This window comes from Jatrophihabitans sp. (assembly GCA_036389035.1).
Lineage (GTDB): Bacteria > Actinomycetota > Actinomycetes > Mycobacteriales > Jatrophihabitantaceae > Jatrophihabitans_A.
Genome location: DASVQQ010000021.1, coordinates 23,794 through 48,454 on the forward strand (window position 1 = coordinate 23,794; position 24,661 = coordinate 48,454).

At 71.0% G+C, this 24,661-nt stretch carries 24 protein-coding genes; 7 read left to right on the forward strand and 17 right to left on the reverse strand.

Features of this window, described 5'->3' with window-relative positions:
- Window positions 1–187 precede the first annotated feature (187 nt).
- The 4 genes from VF557_13310 to VF557_13325 all read right to left on the reverse strand — a co-directional run bounded on the left by VF557_13310 (window position 188) and on the right by VF557_13325 (window position 3,611).
- Window positions 188–445 carry a hypothetical protein gene (locus tag VF557_13310; protein HEX8081182.1) on the reverse strand — a complete coding sequence of 86 codons (258 nt, stop codon included), beginning with the start codon at window positions 443–445 and terminating at the stop codon, window positions 188–190.
- Between the two features lie 73 nt (window positions 446–518).
- Window positions 519–1,514: an IS1595 family transposase gene (locus tag VF557_13315; protein HEX8081183.1), complete on the reverse strand. Its 996-nt coding sequence runs from the start codon at window positions 1,512–1,514 to the stop codon at window positions 519–521.
- Between the two features lie 303 nt (window positions 1,515–1,817).
- Window positions 1,818–2,588 carry an SDR family oxidoreductase gene (locus VF557_13320; GenBank protein ID HEX8081184.1) on the reverse strand — a complete coding sequence of 257 codons (771 nt, stop codon included), beginning with the start codon at window positions 2,586–2,588 and terminating at the stop codon, window positions 1,818–1,820.
- 135 nt (window positions 2,589–2,723) lie between these two features.
- Window positions 2,724–3,611, reverse strand: coding sequence for a family 3 encapsulin nanocompartment shell protein (locus VF557_13325; GenBank protein ID HEX8081185.1), 888 nt, complete (start codon window positions 3,609–3,611; stop codon window positions 2,724–2,726).
- Window positions 3,612–3,757: 146 nt separating this feature from the next.
- On the opposite strand from VF557_13325, the gene VF557_13330 reads away from it, so the two are divergent.
- Entirely contained in the window at window positions 3,758–4,804 is a 1,047-nt protein-coding gene (locus tag VF557_13330; protein HEX8081186.1) for a S66 peptidase family protein, read from the forward strand.
- 91 nt (window positions 4,805–4,895) lie between these two features.
- Here the strand turns inward: VF557_13330 and VF557_13335 are convergent, their stop codons facing one another.
- Entirely contained in the window at window positions 4,896–5,411 is a 516-nt protein-coding gene (locus VF557_13335; GenBank protein HEX8081187.1) for a MarR family transcriptional regulator, read from the reverse strand.
- Between the two features lie 79 nt (window positions 5,412–5,490).
- Between VF557_13335 and VF557_13340 the strand changes: the two genes are divergently transcribed.
- From VF557_13340 to VF557_13355, 4 genes are all read left to right on the forward strand, one after another.
- Window positions 5,491–6,696, forward strand: coding sequence for an acyl-CoA dehydrogenase family protein (locus tag VF557_13340; protein HEX8081188.1), 1,206 nt, complete (start codon window positions 5,491–5,493; stop codon window positions 6,694–6,696).
- A 191-nt stretch (window positions 6,697–6,887) separates the two neighbouring features.
- Window positions 6,888–7,016 (forward strand): hypothetical protein, encoded by a 129-nt coding sequence (locus tag VF557_13345; protein HEX8081189.1) that lies wholly within the window; start codon window positions 6,888–6,890, stop codon window positions 7,014–7,016.
- Between the two features lie 211 nt (window positions 7,017–7,227).
- The gene (locus tag VF557_13350) at window positions 7,228–8,538 is read left to right on the forward strand and encodes an RNase A-like domain-containing protein (GenBank protein HEX8081190.1); all 1,311 of its coding nucleotides are present in this window, start codon (window positions 7,228–7,230) and stop codon (window positions 8,536–8,538) included.
- Window positions 8,535–8,843, forward strand: a complete 309-nt coding sequence (locus VF557_13355) for a contact-dependent growth inhibition system immunity protein (protein ID HEX8081191.1) — start codon at window positions 8,535–8,537, stop codon at window positions 8,841–8,843. The genes VF557_13350 and VF557_13355 overlap by 4 nt, the downstream gene beginning before the upstream one ends.
- Window positions 8,844–8,915: 72 nt before the next feature.
- Here VF557_13355 and VF557_13360 read toward each other — a convergent pair whose 3' ends face one another.
- Entirely contained in the window at window positions 8,916–10,256 is a 1,341-nt protein-coding gene (locus VF557_13360; GenBank protein ID HEX8081192.1) for a tryptophan 7-halogenase, read from the reverse strand.
- Window positions 10,257–10,306: 50 nt separating this feature from the next.
- Here VF557_13360 and VF557_13365 point away from each other — a divergent pair, with 50 nt between their 5' ends.
- A complete protein-coding gene (locus tag VF557_13365) occupies window positions 10,307–11,164 on the forward strand; it encodes an aminoglycoside 6-adenylyltransferase (GenBank protein ID HEX8081193.1) in 858 nt (285 codons plus the stop codon).
- A gap of 113 nt (window positions 11,165–11,277) precedes the next feature.
- Here the strand turns inward: VF557_13365 and VF557_13370 are convergent, their stop codons facing one another.
- The 10 genes from VF557_13370 to VF557_13415 form a co-directional block, all read right to left on the reverse strand.
- The gene (locus VF557_13370) at window positions 11,278–12,081 is read right to left on the reverse strand and encodes a nucleotidyltransferase domain-containing protein (GenBank protein HEX8081194.1); all 804 of its coding nucleotides are present in this window, start codon (window positions 12,079–12,081) and stop codon (window positions 11,278–11,280) included.
- A gap of 7 nt (window positions 12,082–12,088) precedes the next feature.
- Window positions 12,089–13,273, reverse strand: coding sequence for a cytochrome P450 (locus VF557_13375; protein ID HEX8081195.1), 1,185 nt, complete (start codon window positions 13,271–13,273; stop codon window positions 12,089–12,091).
- Window positions 13,270–14,487: a nucleotide disphospho-sugar-binding domain-containing protein gene (locus tag VF557_13380; GenBank protein HEX8081196.1), complete on the reverse strand. Its 1,218-nt coding sequence runs from the start codon at window positions 14,485–14,487 to the stop codon at window positions 13,270–13,272. Before VF557_13380 ends, VF557_13375 begins: the two co-directional genes overlap by 4 nt.
- Window positions 14,484–15,470: an aminotransferase class I/II-fold pyridoxal phosphate-dependent enzyme gene (locus VF557_13385; protein ID HEX8081197.1), complete on the reverse strand. Its 987-nt coding sequence runs from the start codon at window positions 15,468–15,470 to the stop codon at window positions 14,484–14,486. The genes VF557_13380 and VF557_13385 overlap by 4 nt, the downstream gene beginning before the upstream one ends.
- Window positions 15,470–17,188, reverse strand: coding sequence for a prenyltransferase/squalene oxidase repeat-containing protein (locus tag VF557_13390; GenBank protein HEX8081198.1), 1,719 nt, complete (start codon window positions 17,186–17,188; stop codon window positions 15,470–15,472). The genes VF557_13385 and VF557_13390 overlap by 1 nt, the downstream gene beginning before the upstream one ends.
- Window positions 17,181–18,236, reverse strand: coding sequence for a UbiA family prenyltransferase (locus VF557_13395; GenBank protein ID HEX8081199.1), 1,056 nt, complete (start codon window positions 18,234–18,236; stop codon window positions 17,181–17,183). The genes VF557_13390 and VF557_13395 overlap by 8 nt, the downstream gene beginning before the upstream one ends.
- The gene (locus VF557_13400; GenBank protein HEX8081200.1) at window positions 18,233–19,249 is read right to left on the reverse strand and encodes a polyprenyl synthetase family protein; all 1,017 of its coding nucleotides are present in this window, start codon (window positions 19,247–19,249) and stop codon (window positions 18,233–18,235) included. The genes VF557_13395 and VF557_13400 overlap by 4 nt, the downstream gene beginning before the upstream one ends.
- Window positions 19,246–20,466, reverse strand: a complete 1,221-nt coding sequence (locus VF557_13405; protein ID HEX8081201.1) for a glycosyltransferase — start codon at window positions 20,464–20,466, stop codon at window positions 19,246–19,248. The genes VF557_13400 and VF557_13405 overlap by 4 nt, the downstream gene beginning before the upstream one ends.
- Complete coding sequence (locus VF557_13410; GenBank protein HEX8081202.1) at window positions 20,451–21,485, reverse strand: methyltransferase; 1,035 nt, start codon at window positions 21,483–21,485, stop codon at window positions 20,451–20,453. The genes VF557_13405 and VF557_13410 overlap by 16 nt, the downstream gene beginning before the upstream one ends.
- 287 nt (window positions 21,486–21,772) lie before the next feature.
- Complete coding sequence (locus VF557_13415; GenBank protein ID HEX8081203.1) at window positions 21,773–23,014, reverse strand: cytochrome P450; 1,242 nt, start codon at window positions 23,012–23,014, stop codon at window positions 21,773–21,775.
- 119 nt (window positions 23,015–23,133) lie between these two features.
- On the opposite strand from VF557_13415, the gene idi reads away from it, so the two are divergent.
- The gene (idi, locus tag VF557_13420) at window positions 23,134–23,667 is read left to right on the forward strand and encodes an isopentenyl-diphosphate Delta-isomerase (protein ID HEX8081204.1); all 534 of its coding nucleotides are present in this window, start codon (window positions 23,134–23,136) and stop codon (window positions 23,665–23,667) included.
- 38 nt (window positions 23,668–23,705) lie between these two features.
- Here idi and meaB read toward each other — a convergent pair whose 3' ends face one another.
- The gene (gene meaB, locus VF557_13425) at window positions 23,706–24,641 is read right to left on the reverse strand and encodes a methylmalonyl Co-A mutase-associated GTPase MeaB (protein ID HEX8081205.1); all 936 of its coding nucleotides are present in this window, start codon (window positions 24,639–24,641) and stop codon (window positions 23,706–23,708) included.
- Between the last annotated feature and the right edge of the window lie 20 nt (window positions 24,642–24,661).

Here is a 24,661-nt window from a genome sequence, read left to right on the forward strand (position 1 = left end):
CAATGCCCGGAAGCTAGACGCCACCTACGACAATTCCCGGAGGACCGCTGTGGAGCACGCCTTGCAGGAATCGCCCGCGCAGTTGGTCCGCTCAGCCGGTGAAAAGTTCGGCAAAGCGCAGCTTGCCTGTCAGAGCATCGACGTGACCGTGATCGGCGCACGTGCGGGCATCCAGTACGTGATCGCCCTACAGGACAGTGGCCTCGCGGACCTTCGCCGGGCGCTTGCTTACCGTGGTGATCCAGACGGGGACACCGGGGCTGAACAGGATGTGCAGCTCTCGGGGTTCCCCCCGGTCGTTGGTGGGCACCGTGACGAACCGGCCGCCGTCCTGGATGGCCATGTTGATTCCAATGGTTAGGTCCTCAACGGCGTCAGCGTCAGCTTCCAGGTCGAGAATGAAACTCTCGGTGCCGTAATGGAGCGTGGTCACGGTGTCGCTCATTGAAGTCTCCCTCTGACGGTGGCGGTTCTGAGGCACCGTATCGGAAGAACCGGCCTTGCCGTACCCCCTCAGATCAGCGGTTGCCGACAAGCGGCCGGTAGGTCAGTCGCCGCCCGCCGACGTTGCCCAGCAGGGTCCGCATCCGCTCCGTGTCGGTGGCGTTGCGGTTGCTGTACAGCCAGTCGAACTGCGCCAGATAGCGCGGTAGGTGCTCCTTGCTGACGTGATGGTGAGTGCCGTCGATGGAGCGCTTTAGCTGGGAGAAGAACCCCTCCGCCATGTTCGTGCTGACGCCGTTCCGGACGTACTCGCCCTGGTTGTGGTTCACCGACTCATGGCCCTTGGTGGTGGCCGCGATGCGCTTGTAGTAGGTGGCGGAGTCGGTGTGCAGGGTGGACGCGCCGAGGTTGACCGCCAGCTCCTGTTCCATCGCCTTGCGGAGGGTGGACGCGCGGACGTTGGGCACCACGGCGGAGCGTGCTTCGCCGGTCGCCTTGTCGATCACCGACAGGATCGTCGTCTTCTGTGTCGTCCAACGGTCCGGACCCATCGCCACCCGCTTACGGGCGTGCTGGTTGCCGGGGTCGCCGCCGATCCACGTCTCATCCGCGACGATGACACCGGACAGGAAGTCGGCGGTGTCGTCGCGGCGCATCCCCTCGCGGAGTCGGTGCACCATGAACCAGGCCGTCTTAGGGGTCAGGTTGTACTTGCGCTCAATCTCGCGGGCGCTGACGCCGTTCTTGCTGGCCGCTAGTTCCAGGGTGACGAACAGCCACGTCCTGATCGGGATTTTGGAGCCGTGGAACACGGTGCCGGTGAGCACGGAGAACTTCTTGCGGCAGGTGGCGCACTTCCACAACCGGCGCGCGGTGTCGGCTCCGGTGCGGGTCTTACGGACCTCGCCACCGTCCCTCGGTGCCAGGTAGTAGAACTTCTCACCCGCGCCGCACTGCGGGCACGAATCGGGCTGACCACCCGGCCAGCGCAGCTCCTCCATCAGCTTGTAAGCGTCCGCTTCCGTGGCGATCCGAGCGGCCAGCGACGGGATGGAGAACTCCTGTTTCATGCCTCAAATTGTCCCAAGGAGGTCTGACAGTTTTGGGTCCCTCACGTCACACATCACCGACTTCTCCCTGGTCTGGGCGGCTGGATCGTTTGGCGTCTGGCGGCTGGATCGTCTGGCGGCTGGATCGTCTGGGGGCTGGATCGTCTGGGGGCTGGGTCGTTCGGGTCGGGTCGTCTGGTCTTGATCGTCTGGGTCGCCTGGGTTGGCCGTCCGGGCTATCGCCGGCATAGCCGAGCCTCGTCAGCGACAACCGGCGATCCGGGCTGCCCATTCCACCGCGCCCGTGCCGCGCGCCCTGAATCCTCAGCCGATGCCGCGGGTGTTGCCGCCGTCAGCCATGATCACCGCGCCGGTGATGAAGCGTGCCTGGTTGCTGGCGTAGAAGGCGGCCAGGGCGCCGAAGTCGGACGGGTCGCCGATCCGTCCGAGCGGGATGTCCTCAGCAACCCGGGCAAGGCCGGCGTCGACATCGTCGCCGAACTGGTCGACCAGCATCTTGGTGCGGTGATATCCGGGAGCCAGCACGTTGACGGTCACCCCGCTGTCGCCGAGGGCGTCCACCAGCCCCTTCATGTAGCCGAGGATCCCCAGCCGGGCCACCGAGGACAGGCCATAGATCGGATTGGGCTGGCGCACCACTTCGGAGGCGATCATCAGGATGCGGCCCCAACCGCGCTGCCTGAGCAGCGGCAGCGCCGCCAGGGTGAGGCTCACGTGCGGCAACAGGCTGGTGTCGATCGCCCTGCGGTAGTCGGCGACCGCGAAGTCGTCGACCGGCCCACCCGGAACACCGCCGGAGTTGGTGACCAGGATGTCTAGTCCGTCCAGTGCCTCGGCGGCGTGCTCGATCCAGGCGGCCGCGGCTGCCTCGTCCGTCAGGTCCAGGGCCGTGCTGATGACCTTGCCGGGTCCGAGCGCGGCCACCTCGGCCTCGGCGTGGGCCAACTTGTCGATGTCGCGGCCGCAGATCGCCACGTGCGCTCCCTCGGCGGCAAGCGTCTTGGCCACCGCCAGGCCGAGGCCGCTGCTCGAGCCGGCCACCAGCGCCACCCGTCCGGTCAGCCCGAGATCCACGGTCAGCCTCCTTGCTTCGGTCGTTCTCAGTCGCGGTCGTTTCCCCGGCCCGGTCGTTTCTCAGTCCCGGTCGTTTCCCAGTCCCGGTCGTTCCCAGTCCCGGTCGTTGGCCCACCGTCGGCTGGTACTGCCGGCTCAGCTGTCGGAGCCGTTCCAGGTCAACTCGATCAGGTGCTGCGGCACGTGCACAGCCAGCCCCAGCCGGGTCCGCGCTTGAATGACGTCCTCGCCTCGGGCGCCGGCGCGGCGCCGCAGTGACAGCTCGTTGACGTGCGGCAGCAGCAGCGTCACGGCCGCCTGGAAGTCGCCCAGCAGCATCGTGTTTCTCGCGATCATCCGGGTTCGGGACACCACGACGCCGGCGACGCCCAGCCGGGCCAGCAAGCCCTGCCGCACCATCTCCCAGTAGACCGCCGGATGGGCGACGATGCCGTCGCAGGACCCACCCGTCTCCTCCACCTCGAAGGCCACCGCGGTGACCGCTTCGTCGAGGCTGCGCTCGCTGCTGCGCCGCCGCATCCCGGGCAGGGCGAGCAGGCCGGGGACCTTGCCGTCCTCGGAGCCGCGCAGCAGCACCTGGTTCTCCATCGTGGCCGTCCTGACCAGCACCCGGCGGTCGATGAAGGCGGTCAGCAGCGCGGCCCGGTCCAGGATCGTCGGAGGCAGCGACACCGACACGGTGAGGTCGCTGAGCTCGGCCTCCCGCAGCTCGGGCAGGAAGGTGGCCTCAGGCGTCGCGTCATAGGTCGTGCCCGAGTCCTCCCGCCGCTGCGCGGACGGCTCGTAGACATAGGCGGCCGGGCCGTCGGCGTCCACCGAGGCGGTGTTGAGCAGGTGCCGCACCGGGTATCGAGGGCGCGAGGCGAACAGCGGAAAGGCGCCCGGCAGATGGGCGTCGATGGCCACCGTGAGATCGCCGGACCCACCGGCCTGGGCAAGGGCGGCCACGAACTGCTGGCCCGGAGTGCCGCGGCTGTCCGCCGCATCGCCGGTGATGGTGGTGCTGGCGTCCGGCGTGGTCATGGCGCTCCTCTAGAAACGGTGCTTTGGCTGACCTAACGTAGCAATTACGCAGGTGGCGCCCCTTCGCGGCCCCGATCAGCCGCCGCGCCACCCTCGAACCATCCCAGGCCTCGAATGCGCTTGCCCGCTCGGTGAGAATGACCGGCATGGCCGCCTACGCATCGATCCTGCCGCCCGCGCTGCGGCCTGGCGATACCGTCGCCGTCGTCTCGCTGTCCTCCGGCGGGGCCGCGGCCTTGCCGCACCGCTACGCCACCGGTAAGCGGCAACTGGCCGAGACCTTCGGGTTGCGGGTGATCGAGGCGCCGCACGCCACCCGGGACTCCGACTGGCTGCGCGACAACCCGCGAGCGCGGGCGGCGGACCTGCACTGGGCGCTGGAGAACCCCGAGGTGCACGGCATCGTCTCGGCGATCGGCGGCTTCCACGCGCTCCGGATGCTCCCCTACCTGGATCTCGACCTGATCGCCGCGCATCCGAAGGTGTTCACCGGCTATTCCGACACCACGATCAACCACCTGGCCTTCGGCAAGGCCGGCGTGGGCTCGTTCTACGGCATGGCGGTGCTCAGCACGGCGGCCGAGAACGGCGGGATCGCCGAGTTCAGCGCCGAGTCCTTCCGCGCGACGGTGATGTCAGGAGAACCGGTCGGTGACCTGGCCCCGGCGGCGGAATGGACCGAGGAGCTGCTGGACTGGTCCGACCCCGAGTTGCAGAGCAGGCGGCGGCGCTGGGTGCCCAACTACGGCTGGCTGTGGCTGCAGGGCAGCGAGCCGGTTCAGGGGCCCATCATGGGCGGCTGCCTGGAGGTGCTGGCGCAGGCGATGGGCACCGAGATCTGGCCCGCCCTGACCGACTTCGAGGGCGCGGTGCTGCACCTGGAGATCTCCAACGAGCGGCCGCCACAACTGCAGGTTCAGGTCTGGCTGCGCCAGTTCGCCGCGCTCGGCGTCCTGGAGCGGATCTCGGCCCTGCTGTTCTCCCGGCCCGAGGCGATGTCGCTGCGCGAGACCCTGGCCCTCTACGACGCGATCCGCGACGAACTGGTGGTGGCTGGGCGTCCCGACCTGCCGTTCGTGGCCAACCTGGACTACGGCCACTCATCCCCGATGGGGGTGCTGCCGCTGGGACGGCAACTGCTGGTCGATCCGCGGCAGCGCCGGCTGAGCATCCTCGAGCCGGCGGTGCGCTGACAGCCCGTGCGCTGACAGCCCGTGCGCTGCCATCCGGTGCGCTGCCATCCGGTGCGCTGACGGCGCTGAGCGTTCTTCCGGCGGCCGGCGTTCAGACGGCGAAGTCGCCGGCCTCGATCCGCAGCCGGCGCAGGGTGGTGAACAGGCCCTGCAGGTCCTCGAGCGTGAGTCCCTGCAGCCCGAACTGGTTCTTGTGCAGCTCGCGGGTGGCCGCGTCGGCGACCCGCCGGCCCTCATCGGTGAGGACCGCCAGGGTGCCCCGGCCGTCACGCGGGTTGGGCTCGCGGCGCACCATGCCCGAGGCCTCCAACCGGTCGATCAGGTTCGTCACGCTGGTCGCGTGCACCTGCAACCGCTCACCGATCTTGGACAGCGGCAGCGCGCCGGTGGAGGAGAAGGTCAGCAGCACCAGCGCCTCGTAGCGGGCGAAGGTCAGGCCGAAGGGCCGCAACGAGGCGTCCAGGCCGGCGATCAGGATCTGCTGGGCACGCATGATCGAGGTCACCGCCCGCATCGCGGCGTACACCTGCTCGCCGGCTTCGGGGTAGTGCTTGGCCCACGAATCGCTGGCACGCTCGACCGGGTCGAAGGGCAGCGGTCCGGACATGTCCGACAGCCTAACGACTACCCCACACTCGCCTCGCAGCCCGAGGCGGCAAAGCACCCCGGGGACTATCGTGACGTCCATGACGATCGCACCTCAGGCCGACTTCAACGCTCTGGACCGGTTGGACCTGCTCGACCTCGACGACACCCTGGACAGCGAGGATCGGCTGCTTCGCGACACCGTCCGCAGGTTCGCCACCGAGCAGCTTCGTCCGCACATCGCCGAGTGGTTCGAGGCGGGCACCTTGCCGGCTCGAGACCTGGCGCTGGAGTTCGGCAAGCTCGGCGTGCTCGGCATGCACCTGCAGGGTTACGAGTGCGCCGGCGCCAAGGCCAGTCAGTACGCGCTGGCCTGCACCGAGATCGAGGCGGTCGATTCGGGCCTGCGGTCCCTGGTCAGCGTGCAGGGCTCGCTGGCGATGTATGCCATCCACGCCTACGGCAGCGAGGAGCAGAAGCGTGAGTGGCTGCCCAGGATGGCCCGCGGCGAGGCGATCGGCTGCTTCGGCCTGACCGAGGCCGACGCCGGCTCGGACCCGTCGTCGATGCGCACCTACGCCCGCCGCTCCGGCCCGGGCGAGGACGCCGACTGGATCCTGCACGGCTCGAAGATGTGGATCACCAACGGCTCGATCTCCGAGGTCGCCGTGGTGTGGGCACGCACCGACGACGGCGTGCGGGGCTTCCTGGTCGAGAAGGGCACCCCTGGGTACACCAGCTCCGACGTGCATCACAAGATCTCGCTGCGCGCCTCGATCACCTCTGAGCTGAGCTTCGACGAGGTCCGGTTGCCGGCCAGTGCCCAGCTGCCCGAGGCCCGCGGGCTGCGCGCGCCGCTGGGGTGCCTGACCGAGGCGCGGTTCGGGATCATCAGCGGCGTGGTCGGCGCGGCCCGCGACTCCCTGGCCAGCGCCCTGGACTACGCCAACAGCCGGGTCCAGTTCGGCCGGCCGATCTCGGGCTTCCAGCTGACCCAGCGCAAGCTGGCCGAGCTGGCGGTGACGGTGGCCAACATGCAGCTGGTGTCGCGCCGGCTGGGCGAACTCAAGGACGCCCACCAGCTCCAGCCACACCAGGTCAGCTTCGGCAAGTTCTCCAACGTTCGCTCAGCCTTGGAGGTCTGCCGGGAGGCTCGCAGCATCCTGGGTGGTTCGGGCATCACCACCGAGTACCCGGCGCTGCGGCACGCGGTGAACCTGGAGACGGTCTACACCTACGAGGGCACTCACGAGGTGCACACCCTGGTGCTCGGCGAGCGGCTCACCGGGTTCTCCGCCTACCGCTGAGCCCGCACGCGGAAAGTCTGCCGGCCGGCTCTGTGACAGCCGGATGTTGGTCCCTCGGCATCGGTCGTACGCGACCGATGTAGTCGCCACTCAGCGCTGATTCTGTTCCGGCGTAAGGCTGATCTCCCCCGTCTCCGGATTGCGATGCCCTCGGCGTCGGTTATGCCAGTCACAACATCGACGTCCACTGCATGGTCTACAACGGCAGCACCTACTGGCTCTACATCCGCGACCTGAGTACCGGCGTGAACGGCTGGTCCCGGCTCGACACGGTGAACTGGGACGAGTCGTCGGTCATCGGCGCCTGCCTGTACTCCTGAACCGGCTCCATCGCTGAACATCGGCCGCGCAGCAGGGTGACGCCCGGCTTGTCGCCCTGCTGCGCGGCCAGCGATCAGGTGGGAAGCCGCGACAGCGCTGAGCCCAGCTGAGTCGGTGAGCGGTTGGGCTGTGGATAACTCAGCGCACGGGTCGGGCCGATTTGCCTAGCGTGCTGCGGCATGGGGATGCGGGCCGGCCAGCGCGGTGGCTATGGCGATTAGCCGGTTCGAGCTGCCTGGTGAGGGTTTGCTGGCCGCGCAGGTCTGCTTGGATCAGCGGATGCCGGCCGGGGATCCGGTGGGCCTGCATTCCGCCGCGGCCCGGTCCGGCGCCTGGGCCGCTGAGCTGCGCCGGGTCGCCTCGGTGCTGCTGTCCAACGCCGACACCCCGCTATGGACCGGGCCGGCGCACCGGGCATTCGTCGAGCAGGTCCGCGCCAACGCGCCGTGCATGTCGGCCACCGCCGAACGCTATGAGCGCTACGCCAGCGCGCTACACGCCTACGCCGGCGCCCTGGACGAGACCGCGCCTCGGCTGCTGGCCGCCCGCAGCCAGCTGCGCCAGCGCTATGACGAGCTGATCCGGCAGCCGACCGACCCTGAGCAGGCGCCGGCCAGTTTCTGGGCCACTGCGCTGCCGGTCCGGCCGGTGGCGGACACGGCGGGCCTGCTGTTGATCGCCAGAGACTTCAAGGCCGGCTATGACCGATGGGCCGACGCCCTGGATCGCTGCGTCCGGGCGCTGTTCGAGGCCGACGAGGCCGACCCGACCCGGGACAAGCACGGCTTCTCCGCGCTTGGGCGGTCCCTGGCCGCAGTGGCCAAACGGCACCTCAGCCCGTACCAGCGGGCGCTGGCGCACCCGTCCCTGGCCAACATCTCCGACTGCCTGGGCACCCTGAATATCGACCTGACCGTGCTCGGCGTGGGCCTGCTGTTCATCTGCCCACCGGCCGGCATGGCGTGCCTGGCAGCGGCGACCGTTCTCGCCCTGACGCAGGTGGCCGTCGACGCCACCCGCCGGGCCCAGGGCGAGCAGGTCAGCAACACCCACCTGGGCCTGCAACTAGCCGCGGCGGTCCCGATCGGCGGCAGCGCCGTTCGCGGCTTGCGAGCCGCTGGCAACGTCACCCACCTGGTCCCCGGCGGCGGCCTGATGGCCCACGAAGGACTCGAGGGCGGCCACACCCTGGCCAAGCACGTCGGCAAAACAGAGGACTACCTACGCCACCGGCTAGCCACCGAACCCCAGCTCAAGGCTGCGTCCACCTTTTATGATCGCGAGATCGCAGAGAACACCATCGCACGGGTGCTGGATGCGCACGGTCCAAGGGTGAATCGTTGGCTAGAAGGTACGGGCAAAACCCATAGGCTCGTCGGCTCAATGCCGCAGCATGTCGGCGTTGTCATCACTCGAACAAGCACCGGACCCGTCGACGCTTCTGTGGTAAAGCTGGTTCTCAGACGAAGTTCAGCGATGCCGACGGGGTTTCGAATCCACACGGCTATGGTGATCGAATGAAGTTCGAAGCCTTGGAGCAATTTCTCGGCGGCTACCTGCACGAAGACTGGGCTGACGATTACCCGGATCTTTGGCACGCAGTCGACGACTTCACCGATGGCGAACCGCACTGGGCCCCCCGCTTTGGCACTGAGGTGCGCCAAGTGCTCGATCAATGCCACACCGAGCAAGAGATAGAGCAGTTATTGGACGAGCTCCACATCTCCTATTACCCGCCCGGTGATGGCTGGAAGAGTTACCGCGCCTGGTTGCTCGCCGTCGCAGCACACGTGGAAAAGAACCTGCACAAATCACCGGCCGCCTAGGACGGCGAAACAACTTCGTTCGCCCGATCAACCAGCCTCGCCCCGATCAAGCCGGCAGCACGATCAAGCAGCTCAGTGCGGCTGCGCCTTGCGTGCCCCGCGCAGCACCCGGGCCACCATCGCCGGCTTCAGCAGCACGGCCGGATCGGTGATCAGGTGCTGCACCGAGGTGAACGCCCGGCGCACTTGCGGGTCGACCATCGAGGCCAGCTGGACCCGCTTGGCGTAGGCGTTCTTCAGCCGGATGCCACGTGGGCGCTCTCCCCCGGTCTCGGGGTAGCTGAAGTCCCCGCCGGTCGCGAACTGCCACGGCGTCGCCACGATCTTGGCGGCCTGCTGGTAGTACCGGGTGGACAGCTCCTGACCCAGCGCCGAACCCGAGCCGGAGCCTGCGGAATCGTCCAGCAGCCTGCCCAGCTCGACGGCTTCCAGCGCCGCGCAGGTCATGCCCTGGCCATAGATCGGGTTGAAGCTGCAGATCGAGTCACCGAGTGCCAGGTACCCGCCGGGCACCTCGGTCAGCTCCTCGAAGTAGCGCCGCCGACTGGACGGGTACTGCACCACCGACAGCTCCGTCAGGGGCTCGCACCGCTCGACCAGCCGCGCGATGCCCGGATGCGGCAAGGCCCGGGCATGCTGCTCGAAGGCCGTCAGGTCGCGGGGGAAGTCGTCGTGCCAGCCGCCGAGCGAGATCAGCCACCGGTCATCCTCCACCGGCAGGGCCAGCCCGGCGCGCTTGTCCTGCGGAGGGCTCGGCAGCGAGAACACCGCGGAGCCCTCGACCAGATCTCCCGGTGAGCGGCGATAGAACCGGGTCGCGTACCCGACCCCGACCTTGACCTCGCTGACCCTCGGCGCCGGGAAGCCCAGCGCGGCCAGCCAGTGGTTGGACCGGGCGCCGCGGCCGGTGCAATCGATGATCAGGTCGGTCTCGATCACCTCGTCGTCGTCCAGCCGGGCGCCGGTGACCCGGCCGTCGGCGCCCTGCAGGGCCGCCACCGACACCGCCTCGCGAAAGCTCACCCCGGGCAGCGCAGCCACCCGGCGGCGGATCGCCAGCTCCAGCAACGGCCGGCTGAAGGTCACCAGCCGCAGCTCGGAAGGCACCCGGGGCCAGATCGAGCCGAACCGGTAGAAGGACAGCTCGGTCCCCGGGTCGAAGCGCACCCCGCCGGCCTCGACCAGCTCATCCATCAGCCCGGGGAACAGCTCGCTCAACGCCCGCTGCCCCGAGACCAGCAGGACGTGGCCGTGCCCGCCCTGGGTCACCCCGCGCCGCGGCACGGCGGCGTCCGGCAGCTTGTCGCGATCGAGCACCAGCACCTGCTCGAACCGGTCGGCCAGCGTCTGGGCCGCGCACAGTCCGGCGATCCCGGCTCCGATCACCAGCGCTGACTTTCCGACTGTCTGCATCCGGACATGCTATGCATGCCGGGTCCACTACGAGGGAGAACTCGAGAAGAATGACGCACCCGGTTCTGCTGCAGCGGATCCTGCGCTGGGCGCAGTCCGGTGAACGGGCCCGGGCGCTGATCCTGACCGGTTCGATGGCGCAGCCCGGCTCGCAGATCGACCCGCTGTCCGACCTCGACCTCGAGCTGGTCGTGCCCGATGTGGCGGCTCTGATGGCCAGCGGTCCCTGGTGGGCCGAGCTGGGCGAGGTGTGGGCCACCCAGGTGGTCGACGCCTTCGCCGCGGCCAGCACCCAGGCCTATCCGATGGTGGGGGTGATCTACGCCGGCGGGGCGATCGTCGACTTCACCGTGATCGACGCGGCGCGGTTCGCCGAGATGGTCACCACCCAGCAGCTGGACCGGGTCTACGCACCCGGCTACCGGGTGCTGTGGGACCCCGACGGGGTGACCGCCGGGCTACCGGCCGCCGCGCCCGGGCAGCCCGCTCAGCAGCCGTTGACCCAGCTGGAGCTGCGGGCGGTCGCCGACGCGTTCTGGTTCGAGGCGCTGCGGGTGCCCAAATACCTGATCCGCGGCGAGCTGTGGGAGGCCAAGTCACGGGAATGGACGATGAAGCAGCACCTGCTGCTGTTGATCGAGTGGCACGCCGCGGTGCTCACCGGCCGCCCGCTGGACGAGTACCGCAAGGGCCGGCACCTGAGCCGGTGGGCCGATCCGAGGGTCTGGCAGGACGCCCACGAGGTGTTCGGCCGGTTCGACGCCGCCGACTCCTGGCGGGCTCTGACCGCCAGCGTGTCGCTGTTCAACCGGCTGGCCGGCGAGATTGCCGGCGCGGCCGGCCTGCGGTATCCGGGCCCGGCCGACGAGGCGATCACCGAGCACCTGCTGAAGCTGGCCAACAGCTGACTGGCCAAACAGCTGACTGGCCAACAGCTGACTGGCCAAACAGCTAAAGCTGGCCAAACAGCTGACTGGCCAAACAGCTGACTGAGCAGCAGGCACGAATCGGCCCGCGGCAATCAGCCGGGCAGCCGCACTCCCAGCTCGCGGCCCAGCCAGCCGGCCAACGCCTGGCACAGCTGGTCCGGAAACCGCGCGCCGCAGAGCGTGCGAGCCAGCGGCAGGAACAGCTCGGCGCAGGCCAGCTGGGCGGCCCGGATCGAGTCCAGGTCGTTGCCGATCACCGGCAGCGCGAGCAGCGCGGCGCGCCGGTCCGCCGGCAGTCGCCGGTACTGGCTGCTGGCTCCACCAGGGTCAGCCAGCCGCAGGTCGCACAGCATCAGCTCGATCAGCGTCAGCCGCAGCACCTGGGCCAGCGACGCCCCGTACAGCACGTCCCCGCGCGCCAGCACCGCGGGCAGGTGGCCCAGCGTCCGCAGGAATTCCGACGTCAACCCGACGGCCTTGTCGACAGCGGGCGCCGGGGCCGGCGTCGCGGCCGGAAGCTCGCCGCCCACGCCGGCCCGGTCGAACAGCAACCGCACCGCGCCGGCGTCCCGGCTGTCGATCGCGGTCCGCGGGCTGATCCAGACGTCGAGGCAGGTCCAGTCCGGCAGCACGTGCCGGAAACCGGTCATGCCCCGCATCGGTTCGACGTGCGCCAGCGGCCCCAGGCCGGCGGCCAGCTCCGGCCACCTGGCGAGCAGGCCGGGGACGTCCTCGGCCACCACCCACACGTCCAGGTCGCTGTAGGCGTCGGCCTCGCCGCGGCCGTGACTGCCGTACAGCCAGGCCGCCAACACCAGCGGCTCGGCCCGCAGCAACTCGACCAGCCGGCTCAGCAGCAGCTGGCCGGCGGCGGTCACCGCCTCCGGCCGCGCCACTTCCGGCTCACCACCACAGCGGCAGCTCTTCCAGCCGCCGGACGACCAGGCCCTGCGTGTAGCGCAGCTCGGACTCGGGCACCGCCAGCCGCAGGTTGGGCATCCGGCGCAGCATCCCGCTCAACGCCTCCTGCAACTCCACCCGGGCCAGCTGCGCGCCGAGGCAGTGGTGCACGCCCGCGCCGAAGGCCAGGTGCGGGTTGGCCGGCCGGTCCAGGTCCAGCCCGTTCGGCTCGGTGAACACCGCAGGGTCGCGGTTGGCGACCATGAATGCCGGCAGCACGGTGGCGCCGGCCGGGATCAGGGTGCCGCTGAGCTCGACCGGCGCGGTGGTGACCCGGGGCAGCATCACGCCGGTCTCGCCGAGCTGGATGAACCGGCTGAGCTCCTCGACGGCGTCTCCGACCTTGCTCGGGTCGGCCCGCAGCGCGGCCAGCTGCTCGGGAAAGCGCAGCAGGGTCAGCACGAACAGGTTGAGCTGGGTGGTGGTGGTCTCGTGCCCGCCGATCATCACGCCGATGCTCACCATCAGCAGCTCCTGGTCCGACAGCCGGTCCTGATCGACATTGACCTTCAGCAATGCGGTGAGCAGGTCGTCGCCCGGGTGGTCCCGGCGGCTGTCGATCAGCTCCTTGAAGCTCTGGACGGCGGCCGCGGTGCCCTCGGGGTCGACCTGCCAGTCCCCCATCATGGTGTCCGACCATTCCTTGCACTTGTGCCGCTCGGATTCCGGGATGCCGAACAGCTCGCTGATCACCGCCACCGGCAGCGGGGTCGAGAAGTCCTCCACCAGGTCCACCGGTCCCGGCCCGACCAGCATCTTGTCCAGCAGCTCGTTCACCAGTTCGGTGATCCGGGGCCGCAGCTCCTCCACCCGGCGCGGGGTGAAGGCGTAGGAGACCAGCTTGCGCAGCCGGGTGTGGTACGGCGGGTCCATCCCGATCAGGGACTCGGTCTCCAGCGCGCCCAGCTCCTTGGCCGGCCCGCCCGGCTCCTTGACCGCCTCCCGGCTGAAGCGCCGGTCCACCAGGATCTTGCGGACGTCGTCATAGCGCGACACCAGGTAGGCCTCGGTGCCGTCAGCCATCACGACCGGCGCCACCGGCTGCTCGCGCTGGCACTCGACCAGCTGTGGCGGCGGCTCGTAGATCGAGGGCGGCGGCGGCAGCGGGTAGCTGATCGGTTGGCTCACGGGTGCGCTCCTGACAGGGGTCTGGTTCTGGTTGCGGTGGTGCTGCTGAGCCGTTCGAGCACGTCCACGATCTGCGACGGCGAAGGCATCGCCCGGATCTGGTCGGCGAGCTCGAGCGCCCGCTGCCGGTGCGGGTCGCCGCTGAGCAGCTCGGCGACCAGCCGCCGGACCTCCGCCGGGCGGGCGACGCCGTCGGGCACGCTCATCCCGGCGCCGACGGCGACCAGCCGCTCGGCGTTGAGGTGCTGGTCGCCGACCAGCGGCACCACCACCTGCGCGACGCCGGCGGTCAGCGCGGTCATCATGCTGCCGGCTCCGCCCTGGTGGACCACCGCGTCGCAACTGGGCAGCACCAACTGCAGCGCCAGCGGCGTCCGGGCCAGCCGGACGTTGCCGGGCAGGTCGGTCAACCCCGCATGCTGAGCCGGGTGCAGCGCCAGCACCAGTTCGACGTCGAGGCTGGCGACCTCGGCGATGATCGCCGCCAGGTCCGGCGCCGGGTCGATGCCCAGCGAGGCCATCACGGTGCCCCAGGTGAGGCAGACCCGGGGCCGCTCCGGCGGCGTGCGCAACCAGTCGGGCAGCACGCTGGGGCCGTTGTAAGGCACGAAACGGACCGGCTGGGACGGCCCGGCCAGCGGGACCTGCATGCCCGGCGGGCACGGGTCCAGCATCAGCGAGCCGGCCGGTTCGACGTCGTCGGCCGCCAGTCCGACCCGGGCGGCCAGCGGCCCGAGGATGGCGTCGCGGTCGAGGTGCAGCTGGGTGGTCTCGTCCGGGCCCCAGAGCTGGCGCACGCCGGGCACGCCCAGCGCCGCGGCGGTGATCGCGGCGGCGAAGTTCTGCGGCTCGAACACGACCAGGTTGGGCCCGAACTGGCGGCCGAAGGCGACCAGGTCCTCGACCATCGCGGCCGCGTACCGGACGACGCCGCCGTCGGTGGTCACCGCCGGCTGCCGAGAGCCCGGGGTGGCCACCCCACGGGTCCGCTCGGACAGGGTGGCCACCCGGCCGGACTGGCCGCGGAACACCTCGGCGAAGTCCAGGTCCTCACCGATCGCGACGGCCGGCAAGCCGGCGCCGACGATCACCTCGACCATGCTGGGCTGGCTGGCGACGAGCACCTCGTGGCCGGCCGAGCGCAGCGCCCAGGCCAGCGGGACCAGCGGGTAGAAGTGCGAACGCCAGCCCCAGCTCGAGACCAGCACCCTCATCCGGGCGCCACCACGCTGAGCAGTCGCTGGTTGGCCTCGTCGGTGCCGACGGTCACCCGCACGCCCAGGCCCGGATGGGCCCGGACCAGCACGCCGGCAGCCTGGCAGCGGGCGGCGAAGTCCTCGGCGCCTGCGCCCAGCGGCAACCACACGAAGTTGGCCTGCGAGTCCGGGACGTCCAGGCCGGCCGCCCGCAGGTCCTCGATGAACTGGGCGCGGATCCCGGCGAACTCGGCGCAGCGCTCGAGCACCTGCTTCTCGGCCGCGGGCTCCAGCGCGGCCACCGCGGCCAGCTGGGCCAGGCCACCGGGGTAGAACACCATGTTGGTCATCCGGGCACGCTGGGCGATGGACTCGGGCACCACCGCGTAACCGACCCGCAGGGTGGCCAGGCCATAGGCCTTGGAGAAGGTCCGCAGCACGCACACGTTGTCCCGGCCGGCCCGCAGCGCCATCCCGTCGGCGGCATCCGGATCGGTGACGAACTCCCGGTAGGCCTCGTCGATGATCACCGGCACCGACTCCGGCACCTGATCGAGGAAGGCGGTCAGCTCGGCGCGCCCGAGCACGACGCCGGTCGGGTTGTTCGGATTGCAGACCAGCACGCAGCGGGTCTGCGGGGTGACCGCCGCGGCCATCGCGTCCAGGTCGTGGGCCAGGCCGGCCATCGGCACCGGAACCGGCCGGCAGCCGGTGTTGAGCACCATCAGCGGGTAGGCCTCGAACGACAGCGCCGCGTACACCACCTCGGGGCGGTCCGGGCCCAGTGAGGCGATCAGGTTCTGGGTCAGCCCGGCCGAGCCGGGGCCGACCAGCACCTCGGTCGCGGGCACGTCCAGGTGGCCGGCCAGCGCGCTGACCAGCCCGGCCGCGGTGTGCGACGGGTAGCGGTGCAGCTGTGCCGCTCCCTGCTCGACGGCCGCCCGCACGCTGGGCAGCGGGCCGAAGCGGGACTCGTTCATCGACAGGTCGTGCACGCTCATCAGCCGGACTCCTCGCTGCTGGCCGGGCCGGCCGCGGTCACTGCCCGCGAGCCGCCGCCGGTCTGGATCTTGTGCTGGTACAGCCCCAGCGCGCGCAGCGCCAGGCCTCGGGTGATGGCGCCGTTGGGGTAGTACATGTGATGCCGGATGTAGGCGCAGATCCGGCTCGGCTGCCAGCCACCGGTGGGCAGTTGGGCGCTCACCAGCCAGTCCACGGCCTTGGCGACCGGCTCGGCGGCCGGGTCCAGGCCGGCCTCGAGCAGGGCGTGCAGAGCCCAGGCCGTCTCCTCCACCGAGCTGTCCGCCTCGGCCCCGTCACCCCACGAGCCGTCCGGGCGCTGGGTGTCGGTCAGCCACTGCCGGGCCCGGCCGGCCACCGGGTGATCGGCCTGCCCGGCCCGGCCCAGCGCGGCCAGCACCGCCGAGGTGCCGGTCGTGTAGTCGCGGTACCAGAGGTTGTCGAAGGTCCCGTCCGGCCGCTGCTGGGTGAGCAGCCAGGCCACCGCCTTGCTGACCTCGGGGCCGTCAACCGGCTCGCCGGCGTCCAGCAGCGCCGTGATGCCCTGGCTGGTGATGCTCGGGCACGGGCCGTCGTTGGCCAGCTTGGTGTCGCGGACCCACAGGCTCCACGAGCCGCGGCTGTCCTGCCGGCCGCGCAGCCACTCCAGCCCGGTGCGCAGCGCCGAGTCGCTCTGGTGGCCGGGCATCCCGGCCAGCGCTGCGATGATCTCGGCCGATTCCAGCGTCACCGGCCAGCCGCGCGCCCCGGAGAAGCTCCAGCCGCCCGGCGGGCAGGCCAGCACGGTGAACTCCTGGCGCTGCTGGCAGCGGTGGAACAGCTGCCGGGTCGGCTCCAGCCGCGGATCGGCGGCGTAGCCGGCCGCGATCAGGCCGGTGGCCGCGAAGCCGGACCGGGTCAGGTCCAGGTTGCTGACGGCGTCCCAGGAGCCGTCGGGACGGACCGAGCGGCGCAGGTAGCCCGCGCTGGCAGCGACCATGTCAGGCGCCAGGCCGGCCCTGGCCAGGCTCAGGCAGACCAGCGCGGACGGCCACGGGTCCTCGCTGAAGTCCCCGGTCCGCCCCTCGTGCTCGTAGACCTCTCTCAGTAGCTTCAGCGCCTTGCCCCGGGCCAGCCGCGAGGTCAGGCCGCGCAGCCCCGGGGCCGGGTCGGTGACCGACTGGGCCAGCGCCATCGCGGCGAACGGCGCGGTGCGGAACGAGACGTTCTGCCGCCTGGGCTTGTCGAACAGGACGATCTCCAGCGGCAGCCGGCGCAGGTCCGAGGGCTGCAGGAAGCCGGCCAGCATCAAGAAGGTCTTGCACAGCAGCAGCACCGCCGGGTCGGTCACCGCCGCGATGCCGCCGAACTGCTCCAGCCTGGCCCGGCCCGCGGCGATCGCCTCGGCGCTGGCGGCCGAGTCGACGATCTGCAGGGTCGCGGCGGCCACCGACGTCGCGACCGGCTCGCTGCCGGCGCCCAGGACGCCGCCCCAGCCACCGTCGGGCAGCTGCGCCGAACGCAGCCACCGGGCGCCGTCGGCGATCAGCTCCGCCGAGCCGGCGGGGTCGGCGAACTGCAGCGCGGTGATCGCCCCCGCCGTTCCCAGCACCGAGCTCGGCGGGTCGTCGCCGAAGGCGCCGTTCTCGCGCTGGCGGCCGAACAGCTCCTCTGCGCCCAGCCGGACGGCGTGCCCGGCCCGCTCGATGACCTCAGGCATAGGTGCTTCCTTTCTCCACGCTCGGCGGTGCGGCGCCGGGCGGGTGCTCGACTGCGCCGGTCTTGGAGCCGGCGCCGAATTCGTACCAGGTCCGCAGGGTGCGCTGCGACCACCAAGTCAGGATCAGCGCGGGCGCCAGCAGCAGCAGCGCCAGCCACGCCCCGAGTCCGAGCCCGATCACCGCCGCCGCCAGGCACAGCCGCTCCAGCACCAGCAGCTCGTGCGCGCGCAGCGCGTCCCGGGCCGGCAGCTGGTGTTGCCGGCTCAGCAGCGGCGCGAGGGCGGCCAGGCCGAACACCGCGACCCCGGCCAGCCCCGCCAGGTACCAGCCCCGCCGGCCGTCCGACTCGGCCAGCACGCCGCCCCAGCCAGCTGCCAGCAGCGTCAGGACGTAGAGGCCCAGCGCGGTCCGGACGCCGGTCGCGGTGCCGTGGGTGACCGGCAGGGTGCGGTAGCCGCCGGCCCGGTCGCCGTCCACGTCGCGCAGCGTGCCGACCAGGTTGGTGCAGGTGTCGTGCAGCCAGAAGGCGGCGACGAACGGCAGCAGCGCCCTCCAGTCCAAGGGCGGCACGGTGGCCGCCCCGTACAGCAGCGCCAGCGCCCCGAGCAGGCCCCGGACCAGGTTGCCGGCGATTCCCAGGGCCTTGAGCCGCAGCCCGTAGGCCAGCACCGCGGCCACCGCCAGCACCGCGATCAGGCTGGTGCGCCAGCCGGTGAGCACCGCCAGCGCCGCCACGCACAGCATCGCCAGCACGCCGCAGGCCAGCGCCACCCGGGCCGGCAGCCGGCCGGACGGGATCGGCCGGTGCGGCTTGGCGAGGGCGTCGAGCTCGCGGTCGAAGTAGTCACTGAGGTAGTGCCCGCCGAGCCAGCCCAGCGTGGGGACCGCCCAGGCGGCGAACAGCCGCAGGCCGTCGTGCTCGCCCGGGCTCAGGCCGGCGCCGGCCAGGCCGAGGAACCCGACGTACCAGAAGGTGTACAGCCGCCAGGTCTGCAGGTGCGCGATCACCCCAGCGCGCAGCCGGGTGGCAGCGGTGCCCGGTGTCATGGCCTGGTGGTGACTGCCCACCGGACGATGCCGGTCAGCAGGTCGACGCTGCGCGAGGGCCGCAGTCGGGAGAGCTCGTTCAAGGCGCGCTGACCATACTCGCTGGCGTGGTCCTGGCAACCCTGCAGGGCGCCGGTGGCCATCAGCAGCGACCGGAACTCGTCGAACTCGGCGCGCTCGGCCGAGCGGCGGGTCAGCGCGGCGCCCATCGCCAGCCGGGTGTCGGCGTCCGAGGTCTGGTAGGCCATCAACACCGGCAGGGTGGGCCGGCCGTTGGCCAGGTCGCTGCCGGTCGGCTTGTCGCTGACCTCGGGATCGGCGAACAGGATCAGGTCGTCGCGAATCTGGAAGGCCACCCCGAGGTCCGAGCCGTAACGGCCCAGCGCCGCGGCCTGCGCGCTGTCGGCGCCGGCCAGCAGCGCGCCGATCTGGCAGACCGCCCGGAACAGCGCGCCGGTCTTCAGCCGCGCCATCTCCAGGTAGGCGGCCGGCTCGGCGGTGATGTCGCCGACCAGCTGCGCCTCCAGCATCTGGCCCCGGCACAGGTCCGAGCCGGCCTCGGCCAGCACCGCCACCGACTCCACCACGGCCGGGTCCCGGGTGCCGGCTGCCCGGCACTCGGCGATCCCGGTGAAGGCGGCGAAGATCAGGTGGTCGCCGGTGACGATCGCGTGCGCCAGGCCGTGCGCGACATGCACCGTGGGGCGGCCCCGGCGCAGCATGTCGCCGTCGATGATGTCGTCGTGGGTCAGGGTGGCCACGTGCAGGTACTCCATCGCCAGCGCCGCCGGCAGCACCTGGCTCGGGTCACCGCCGACCGCTTCGGCCGCGATCATGGTCATCACCGGCCGCAGGAACTTGCCGGCCGGCAGCAGGGCGTACCGGGCGATGGTGTTCAGCTCGTCGGAGTCCGACGGCCACCGGGCCGCCAGCTCGTCGGTGAGCAGCTCGCCGGTGCGGCTACTGGCCAGATCGTCGAGCATCCCGGGTGGGACCGGTCCGGTAATGGTCATGGCCTGAGATCTCCAGACTGGCAAGCGGACAGCATCCGCGGTACGGGCAACGCCTCGAGGTCGCACACCAGCTGCTCGAATCCCGGCAGGGTGAGCAGTTCGCGTTGGATCGCGCGCGCGTTGCGGCGCGGCCCCGGGTCGGTGAGCACCCGGGTGCAGGCGTTGCTGAGGTCGGCGGCGGTGAAGGAGTCGATGTCGAGCCGCTCCCCCACCCCCAGCGCCACGATCTGATCGGCGTTGACCGGCTGGTCGGCGAACGAGGGCAGGGCGACCATCGGCACCCCGGCCGTCAGCCCCTCGCGGAAGGCGTTGAAGCCTGCGTGGGTGATGAACAGGTCGCACGCGGCCAGCAGCGCCGCCTGCGGGAGGTAGTCGGTGACGTGCACGTTGGCCGGCACCGGGCCCATGATCTGCCCCGACAGGCCGCCGAGGGTCAGGATCACCTCGCAGGACAGCTCGCCCAGCCCCTGCAGGATCGGCTCGAGCAGTTGCTCTCCCATGCCGCACAGGGTGAGGGCGAGCGAGCCCAGGCTCAGCAGCACCAGCGGGCGGTCCTCGGCCAGGTCGAGCAGCTCGGGCCGCAGCCGGGGCTGGTTCAGCAGCGGGCCGGGAACCCGGTAGTAGCCGCTGGCAGTGTCCGCGAGCTCGGCGGGATAGCACCGCTCGGGCAGCACGCCGGCCCGGCGTGGGGCGTCCAGCTCGCCGTGGTGGCCCAGCTCGACCAGCTGCTGGCGCAGCATGGGCTCGGTGACCTGGCGCTCCAGGGCGATCAGCGGGTTGTTGTCCAGGGTGACGTGGGCGATGCCCAGCACGCTGGCCACCAGCCGGCCGCCGTGTTCGGTCGGCTCGCTGACGATCACGTCCGGCTGCCAGTCCAGGGCCAGCACCGCGCGGGCCAGCTCCAGCGCGATCGGGCCCGCGTAGGCGAGGCTGAACTTCCGCCAGTTGGCGGCGTAGACGGTCCGCTTGCCCGGCCGCATCATCTCCGTCGGCAGCCCGTACCGGACGGTCAGCTCCGGGTCGGTCCGCATCGCCTGCTGATCGGCCACGCCGGGCAGTGCCAGGCAGTCCACCGAGTGCAGTGCCAGCTCGGCGGCCATCGAGCCTGCCGTGGCCACCGCGACCTCGTGCCCCAGCGCACGGGCGACCTGAGCCAGCGGGACCAGTCCCGTGACCAGGTGCGAGGAGGTGGGCTGGCTGGTCAGCAGGAGGCGCATGCGTATTCCAGTAGCACCAGCGCCTGCTGCCCCCGGATGACCCGGGTCGGCGCCAGGCCGGCGGCGGCGGCGATCGCGTTGAAATCCTCCAGGGTGCGCTCCCGGCCTCCGACGGTGACCAGCATCTCCAGGTCGAAGGAGGTCGAGTACGGGACCTGCGGGTCGGTGGGCAGCACCTCGATGATCAGCACCCGGCCCTTCTCGCCGGCGGCTTTCGCCATCTGGCCCAGGACCTGGGTGGCCTCGGAGTCCGGCCAGTCGGTGATCGCCCGCGAGATGGTGTAGACGTCGTGACCGGCCGGCAGCTCCTCGAAGAAGCTGCCCGTCACGATCTGGGTCCGGTCGGTGAGCCCGCGGTCGGCGAACAGCTGCTTGGCGACCGCCGGGGCGCTGGGCAGGTCCACCAGCACACCGCGCAGGTGCGGGTGCCTGCCCAGCAATTCGGCCAGCAGCCCGCCGCTGCCGCCGCCGACGTCGACCACGTCGGTGACTGCGCTCCAGTCGTAGAGTTCGGCGACCTGGGGAGAGGTCATCGCTGACTGCACCAGCATCAACTCGTCGATGAAGCGCCGGTGCGCCTCGATATCGAGGTCTTCCCAGAAGCTCCGGCCGTGCACGACCGGATAGGCCACCTCGCCGGTGCGCACCGAATGCAGCAGCCCCGCGAAGGCCAGGTCCATCCGGCCGCCGATGCTCTCCAGGTCCAGCCAGCGGCCCATGCCGCCGGGGCTGCGATCCAGCAGCAGCCTGCTGACCTCGGTCAGGCCGAAGTGGCCCCGGGGCTCCTCGGTGAACACCTCGCGGTGCACGAGGTAGCGCAGCAGCCGGGTGAGGGTGTCCGGATCGGCGCCCACCGCGGCGGCCAGGGCGTCCGCCTCGTGCACGCCGGCCGCCAGCTGCTCGGGCACTCCCAGCGAGACGACCACCCGGACCGCGTACGGGGTCGCCAGGTTGATCATGCTGGCGAGCCGGAGAGCGGGGTCCTGCAGGGAGGTGGCTGCGTCATAGAAGAAGGGCACCAGGCAGGCTTTCTGTTCGGAGCACAACGGCGTTCAGGCGGCTGGCGTGCTCATGACAGCCTCGTCCGGCGCATCGTGCTGAATCGTGCGGTAGCGCAGACACTAAGTCAAGGTTCGAATAGTGCGCTAGCCAATGGAAATAATCACCGGAGTCGACGATTCGTCTTGCCGAATAAGCGGCAGATACGTCGAGCTGTCTACGGTCTTTTACCCTTCGCATTTGTCGGATAATCGATGTTTCCTGGTCGATGCCGGCGACGGGCCCGCCGGGGCGCCACGGCCGGCGGCTACCAGGTCACCGGGAACTCCGCGAGCCCGCAGTTGATTCGCTCGTCGCGCCAAGGCAAATCCTGCAGGGGGGTCACCGGGGCCAGCCCGGGCATCCGGCGCAGCAGGGTGCCGATGGCGATCTCGACCTGCAGGCGGCCCAGCGCCGCCCCCAGGCAGAAGTGCGGGCCGAAGCCGAAGGTCAGGTGCGGGTTGTTCTGGGGCCGGTCCAGATCGAAGCGGTCGGGCTCGGCGAAGGCGGCGTCGTGCCGGTTGGCCGCCCACGGCACGGCCATCACGCCGTCACCGGCGCGCAGCTGATGCCCGCCCAGCTCGATGTCCTCGGTCACCGTCTGCACCAGGAACATCGGGCTGACCGAGGTGTAGCGCAGGATCTCCTCCACCGCCGCCGGCAGCAGCGAGGGGTCCTCGCGCAGCCGCCGCAACGCCGTCGGGTGCTGGAACAGCGCACGGATGCCGGCGCTGGTCGAGCTGATCTCACGGCCGCCGATCAGCACCGCGATGGCCAGGCCGACGATCTCGGCGTCGCTCAGGTCAGAACCGGCCTGGGTCGAGAGCCAGGACCCGAGCAGGTCCTCGCCCTGCTCGTTCCGCCGGGCGGTCAACCGCCGCAGCAGGTAGGCCCGCAGCTCGGCATCGGCCTTGGCGGCAGCGGCCTGGCCGTGCGCGGTCAGCGCCATGATGTCGTTGGCCCAGTCCGCGATCTGATCGCGGTCGGCGACCGGAATGCTCAACAGCTCGCAGGTGACGATGACCGGCAGCGGCACCACCAGTCCGGAGACCAGGTCTCCGGGTGGGCCGGCTGCCATCAGGGCGTCGATGAGCTCGTCGGTGATCGCCTGCACCCGGGGTCGGTAGGCCTCGATCCGGCGGGCGGTGAACGCCCGGGCCGCCAACCGGCGCAGGTCGTGGTGCGGCTTGCCGTCCATGCTCAGCTGGCGCTGGCCCGCCGGGCACTGCTCGGCATCGGCCGGCGGCTCCGGGGCCGCGCCGGCGTCCTGGACCGGGCAGCCCTGGGGCTGGGCGTCCGGCACTAGCTCGGCGTTGCGCCGGGCGAACCTCGGGTCCGAGAGCACCAGGCTGGCCTCGGGGTAACCGACCACCAGCCAGACCACCCGGCCGTCCGGGATCCGGACCCTCGACACCGGCTTGGTGTGCACCATCTTCAGCAACTCTTGGGGCAGCTCGCCTCGAAAGGGCTCGAACGGGTAGTCGCGAATCGGCTCTTCGGTGACGGTCAATTCCGGCCCCATTCTCTTTGCCACGACGCCTGACGTCTGGCGCCGCGTCAGTCTAGAGTTCGCAGTCGTTGAATGGCCATCGCCTTGCAGGAGTCGATCGGCGCGGTGAAAGGAAAGTCATGACTGAGCTGATCGTGCTGGTCGACGAGGACGGCGCCACGGTGGGGACGGCCCCGAAGGCGAGCAGTCACCACGACCGGACGCCGCTGCACCTGGCGTTCTCGGCTTACGTCTTCGACCCGCGGGGCCGGTTCCTGCTGACCCAGCGCGCGCTGTCCAAGCAAACCTGGCCAGGTGTCTGGACCAACAGCTGCTGCGGTCATCCGATGCCGGCGGAGTCCAACGAGCAGGCCCTGCACCGGCGGCTGGACTTCGAGCTCGGCCTGAGCGCCGACGAGGTGATCGAGCTGCTTCCCGACTTTCGCTACCGGGCCGAACTCGACGGCGTGGTGGAGAACGAGATCTGCCCGGTCTTCGGCGTCCGGGTCAGCGGCGAGCCGACGCTGCGGCCCTCGGAGGTCGAGCAGAGCCGGTGGCTGGACTGGGACGACGTGGTCTCGGGCCGGACTCCGCAGCTGTCGCCGTGGTGCGTGCTGCAGCTGCGAGCGCTGGTCGGCCATCCCGGCATCGAACGGCTGCGGACGCCGGCCTGAGCTCGTAGCCGCGCGATGGGACGGGCGCGACCTGAGCGTCAGACCGGCAGCGAGGCGACCAGCTCGTCGGCGGCGGCGTACGGGTCCAACCGGCCGGCGGCCACCCGGCCGGCCAGCTCGTCCAGCGCGGCCGCGCCGTGGATCTCGCTGAACCGGCGCCGCACGGTCTCCACCGCGATCGCCTCGATCTCCACGCCCGCCCGGGCCTGCCGGCGGCGGCCCAGCTCGCCGGTGGCCGTCATCCAGTCCCGGTGCTTGTCGATGGCGGCGACCAGCTCCTCCACGCCCTCGCCGCGCGCGGCCACCGTCTTGACGATCGGCGGGCGCCAGGCGCCGGCCTCGGAGTGCTTGCCGCCCAGGGACTGCATGTAGCGCAGGTCGCGCGCGACCTGATCGGCGCCGTCCCGATCGGCCTTGTTCACCACGAAGACATCGGCGATCTCGAGGATCCCGGCCTTGGCGGCCTGGATGCCGTCCCCCATCCCCGGAGCCAGCAGCACCACGGTGGTGTCGGCCAGCTGCACCACCTCGACCTCGGACTGGCCCACTCCGACCGTCTCGATCAGCACCACGTCACAGCCCACCGCGTCCAGCACCCGCAGGGCCTGCGGCGCCGCCGCGGCCAGGCCGCCCAGGTGGCCCCGGGTGGCCATCGAGCGGATGAAGACGCCCGGGTCGGTGGCGTGGTCCTGCATCCGCACCCGGTCACCGAGCAGCGCGCCGCCGGAGAACGGCGAGGACGGGTCCACCGCCAGGATCGCGACCCGCTTGTCGGCTGCCCGCAGCGCGCTGACCAGGGCCGACGTCGAGGTCGACTTGCCCACCCCGGGTGAGCCGGTGATGCCGACCACCTGCGCGTGGCCGGTGAAGGGCATCAGCCGCTCGGCGACCTCGCGCAGCGCGGGCGAGCCGTCCTCGACGAGTGAGATCAACCTGGCGACCGAACGCGGATCGGCCTTTCTGGCCCGCTCCACGAGTTCGCCGATGTCCTGCC